Source organism: Endozoicomonas sp. ALC013 (assembly GCF_049310205.1).
GTDB lineage: Bacteria > Pseudomonadota > Gammaproteobacteria > Pseudomonadales > Endozoicomonadaceae > Endozoicomonas.
In genome coordinates this window covers 1-4,639 of sequence record NZ_JBLYNS010000236.1, presented here as the reverse complement: position 1 = coordinate 4,639, position 4,639 = coordinate 1, and the positions used below count along the sequence as shown (strand labels likewise).

Here is a 4,639-nt window from a genome sequence, read left to right as displayed (position 1 = left end):
TGCTTTTCATGCGGGAACCCTCTCACCAGCCTTCGCTTTATGCACAGGTGAGTTCTGGGGGAAATCCGGCAGTTTGCCTTTGTGGTAAGCGTGGGCACAAGCCAGACGCTGGATCTTGCCGCTGGTCGTGCGCAGCACAGTTTTGCGAGGGCCGACGTGCACCACTACGGGTTCGACCTGGAATTCGGCCCGAATAGCGGCGCTGGTAACAGTCTGTATTTCCTCAACCTGCTCTGGCGTCACCGGCTGTCGCACTTCAACCAGTACACCCAGCTCTTCTGTGTCATCACCGGAAATAGCAAAGGCCGAAGCCAGACTCCTACCATCCAGCAGGGACGAAGAGGCCAGCACGCAACGTTCAATATCCTGGGGATAGAGATTACGGCCACGGACAATAATGACTTCTTTCAGACGACCAGTGACGTATAGTTCACCATCGAGCATAAAACCCAGATCGCCGGTCCGGTAATAGCTTGCCTCAGAGCCTGGCAGCCGGTTGTGGAAGGCGGTTTCGGTTAGCTGATCGTTGCGCCAGTAGCCCTGGGCAATGCTGGGCCCTGCGATCCAGATTTCACCGACATCATCGATGGCAGCGGGCTGTGCTGTATCCGGGTCAACAATACGAATATCCAGTTCATTGCCAGCTTCACCACAGCTGACCAGCGTCCGGCCTTCCAGACTGGGCGTGACCTGCCACCGATCCAGGTCGTCACGTGCAAACGGCTGGGAAGCCACAACGGTGTCAGCCTTTTTGCCGGAGACAAACAATGTCGCTTCAGCCAGACCGTAACAGGGATTTAGCGAGGTAGAAGGCAGACCATGTTCACGGAACCGCTGATAGAACGCAGAAATTGTGTTGGGGTTAATAGGCTCTGAACCACTGAAAATTTCCCGGGCACAGGACAGGTCCAGATTGGCCTCTTTCAGCTCTTCATCGGTAATACCATCGACGCATAACTGAAATGCAAAGTTAGGCGCACCTGTCGTCGTCAGCCGGTGGTCGGAAATCGCCTTCAACCAGCGCAACGGGCGCTGAATAAAATGCATCGGCGACATAAACACCAGCGGGAAGCCAGCATAGAGCGGCTGCATAATGCCACCGAGCAGCCCCATATCATGGTAAGGCGGCAGCCAGATGCATCCTTTACGCGGTGGGTGGGGCGCGAGCCACTTGTAGATCGCCTCACAGTTCTTCACCAGATTATGCTGGGAGACCATGACGCCTTTGGGCTTACCGGTCGAGGCAGAGGTGTACTGCAGCATGGCCGTGTCATTCAAGGCCTGCTGTGGCCTGTCCCAGTTTTGCTCTTCTGGCTGATCAGGTACATCCACTTCAACCAGCTTGATACCCATCTGCGCCGCCATAGCCGTGAACTGAGCCAGCTGGGCATTGCTCTCACGGATAAACCGGCTGTAGAGGATGATCTTCGGTTTGCAGTCCTGCAGCATGCTCAGAAAGCGCTGCACCTGACGGGTGCCCATAGGCGGATGGCAGGGCACAGCAATCGCACCACTGCCAACAGTGGCCAGATACGAGGCCAGAAAGGCCAGACCGGGTTCAAACAACAGCACCACACGATCGTGGTGCTGAATGCTGGGGTTGATATGGTTAGCCGTGTAAGCCACGGCATTTTTCAAATCCTGATACGTCCAAGTAATCGCATCCTCATCGCCATCCACAAGATAGGTGAATGCCTCCTTCTCAGGCTCATGGTCAGCACGTCAGGCCACGATATCCGCAATAAACTCAAGTGCTGGCACTGGCCTGGACTCATAGACGACACCAAAGTCAGTTTTCAATGACTGGCGTTCAACGGCTCCCATGGCGGCGTCTTTCCGAGCAGTATCCATTTTGATCATCCTTATCCTCCGAAACCCCTTGACGAACTGATCAACTGTTTTCTGATTTTCCATGAAGCAGGTAGCTGTCACTTGTCATGTATATACATGTCTTAGAATGTATATACATGCATTTCTGCCAGTAAAATACTGATCAAACATTGCATTTCCATGACAAGTATTCGCAGTGCATCGGATATGCAATTCTGTCTGCACTTTGAACACTTTTACAAGCAACGCACCAAAACTACTCAAAAGTTACTACTAATCTATGTTTTTTGCAGTTTTCTAGAATACAGCAAAGAAAATGCCAAAGTTTCTGATAGAGGGCGATACAATATCTAAGGCAGATATAGAAGAGTTAGAGCTGTGCCCATGCAACTATACAGCTGTCTGTCTGGATGAAAGCGATCTGGGAGCAGAGAGGATTATTGAATTTATAGATATGAGAAATTGTATTGTCGTCGTTTATCTTCAGCAAACGCGGATCTTGGAGAAGGCCCGAACCGATTGCTTTTAAGTACGTTTCTTTTAACACCCACAAGCGCAGAAACACAATGTCACGCTTTGAGGCCGGTGCTTGCCGAAGGGTACGTTGTTCTTCCGGGGATGCAACCATTTCGATAAGTGGCTCAGTCACCGGCTCGCAGGTCAGCAAACACTCAACATCGGCACCGACCGGACCAAGGCTGCTGATCACCAACCACAACCACTCACCACTATGGCTGAGGTTAAAGTGCAAACAGCTGTTCTCTAGCTGAGGCTTGCCATGAGCGTCCCGGGTGAGAGGCACCTGATCAGGGCTGACTTCCAGGCGATCTGCGAGCAGTAAGCGCAGAACACTGCGTCCAAAGAGGAAACTGCGGGCTCGCAGACCATCATCAACAATAGTTTGATAATCGCACCATCGCTGTCGTTCTCGTTTCGTGAGCAGGCCTGAAAAATCGTGCCACGGCGGCCAACAGGCAAGCAGCTCCTCCATATTGACCAGCCACCCCTCAACGCCCTCAGCAAGAGTCCGGTGCTGACGGTTCAGATAATACCTGGCATCAAGAAACGCATCCGCCTTTACCTGTGGCTCAAGCATGACCAGGTAGCTTTTCCTCCACTACATGTCCGGTACTGATAAACCGGCCAATCATGGATGCAATATCCGGATCACGCACCAGTTTCCTATGACCGAGCGACGGCGACGTCCAAGTCTGGGCATTACCCAGCTTGTCATGAATACATGTCATGGCAGCGAACGGTACTTCAATATCGTTACGAGCGTGTACCAGTAGCACATCAGGCTGACCGTCCGCGAGCATCGTCCCAATATCCAGCTCTTCAGCCGGACGGCCAACTGCATGGCCAACACCCACAATAAATTTTTCGGTACAGGTTTTGGGTAACCCCATAAAATCGGCAAAGGCACGCAGGGTATCTAGCATATTCGCGGGCGACGCCATTAAAACATAACGGTTAATAGCGGCCCCCTGTTCCCGTGCAATAGCCAGACCGGCACAGCCCATAGAGTGGCCGATAGCAGCATCAAACGGCCCCAGCTCGTGACACGCAGCAATCACCGCCAGAGCAAACTGCACTGGATTAGCCTGTTTCCCTTTGGACAAACCGTGGCGAGGGGCATCAATAGCGATCACTTCATACCCCTCCTCAATCAAAGGCTGAGCCAGAGCCTGCATCTGCGTAGCGCGACTTTCCCAGCCATGCATAATCAAAACCCGCTTTTTATCTTCACCACCTTCCCCCCAGCGCAGAGCACTGAGGCTGTTATCAAACTCTGCCCCGAAACTTATCCGTTGCCCATTCAGCTCCGCTTTCTCTTCCCAGTCTTTCAAGGGAAACCGACGAGGGGAAAGAAACAGCGTTACATGATCCCTGGCCACTTTACCGGGCAGAAGCGTGCCCAGAAACCGGTTCTTGATCCGTAACAGGGTCATCATATTCATGGTTATCACCTTCCTTACTTATGTTTATTGTTATGACTGGCTCCGCCAAGCATGAGTCCTCATACAACAGGGGCAGGGTTCGGGTTGCTATTCCAAAAGCCAGGATGGCCTGAGAGCGACCCAGACCATGGATGGTCTGATGGAGCGGGAAGAACAACCCGCATCCTGATCCGGCTGGTGTACGCAGACTGACATTCAAGCGCACTAAAAAGTGATCTCCGCCCCCAGCACCAGCCGGTCCTGCTCCCGGAACTGGCCAAACGGCCCGTCGTCATCGCCGTAGAACAGATCGGCTCCAGTCCACAGTCGCCAGCTGTCGTCCACATCCCAGCTCAGCTTCGCACGCAGCATGCCATCGTTGTAATCCTGGTTATGCAGCCCTTTCAGCTCCAACTCCAGAGTGTCGTTCCAGAAGTCACGCCGCCCCAGCAGGGTGTGTCGGACGGTGGTCTGTTTGCGTATCACCGCAGCAGGTCTGTTGTTCAGCGTGCTTTGGTAGAACTGATAACTGAGAAACCAGTTATCCAGCCCCTGATAATCTAGTCCCAGCACGGAGGTCATCTCGCCGGTGGTGTAAATGCCCTGGTCGACCAAGTCTTCCCGCAGTACCGCATTACGGGTGCTATAAGCCAGCTCCAGCCGCACTACCCAGTCAGCGAAAGCATTACTGGCGCTCAGGCCATACAAAAGCGTGCGCTGGTATTCCGGTGACACGGCAATACGCCCCTCATCGAAAGAGCGATACAACACCGGGTTGTCCTGATAGTGATAAAACATCAATGCCGCCAGATCCCAGCCCTGTACAAAACTGCTCCAGCGCAGGCCAGTTTCCAGATGACCACGTCCTG

General features: G+C 53.1%; 3 protein-coding genes and 2 pseudogenes. All 5 read right to left on the bottom strand.

Features of this window, described 5'->3' with window-relative positions:
- Positions 1-6 precede the first annotated feature (6 nt).
- A pseudogene (locus ACO6V1_RS22475) lies at positions 7-1,707 on the bottom strand (fatty acyl-AMP ligase); the annotation flags it as partial.
- Positions 1,708-1,722: 15 nt separating this feature from the next.
- On the bottom strand, positions 1,723-1,851 hold the full coding sequence (locus ACO6V1_RS22470) for a hypothetical protein (protein ID WP_422468691.1): 129 nt from the start codon (positions 1,849-1,851) through the stop codon (positions 1,723-1,725).
- A 349-nt stretch (positions 1,852-2,200) separates the two neighbouring features.
- Positions 2,201-2,926 (bottom strand): 4'-phosphopantetheinyl transferase family protein, encoded by a 726-nt coding sequence (locus ACO6V1_RS22465; protein ID WP_422444417.1) that lies wholly within the window; start codon positions 2,924-2,926, stop codon positions 2,201-2,203.
- Positions 2,919-3,791: an alpha/beta hydrolase gene (locus ACO6V1_RS22460; RefSeq protein ID WP_422444419.1), complete on the bottom strand. Its 873-nt coding sequence runs from the start codon at positions 3,789-3,791 to the stop codon at positions 2,919-2,921. The genes ACO6V1_RS22465 and ACO6V1_RS22460 overlap by 8 nt, the downstream gene beginning before the upstream one ends.
- 204 nt (positions 3,792-3,995) lie before the next feature.
- Positions 3,996-4,639, bottom strand: a pseudogene (locus tag ACO6V1_RS22455) (hypothetical protein); the annotation flags it as partial.

Bases quoted from the DNA above. Each gene is read 5' to 3' on its own strand.
- ACO6V1_RS22470 (WP_422468691.1), bottom strand. From the start codon at position 1,851: ATGGATACTGCTCGGAAAGACGCCGCCATGGGAGCCGTTGAACGCCAG.
- ACO6V1_RS22465 (WP_422444417.1), bottom strand. From the start codon at position 2,926: ATGCTTGAGCCACAGGTAAAGGCGGATGCGTTTCTTGATGCCAGGTAT.
- ACO6V1_RS22460 (WP_422444419.1), bottom strand. From the start codon at position 3,791: ATGAATATGATGACCCTGTTACGGATCAAGAACCGGTTTCTGGGCACG.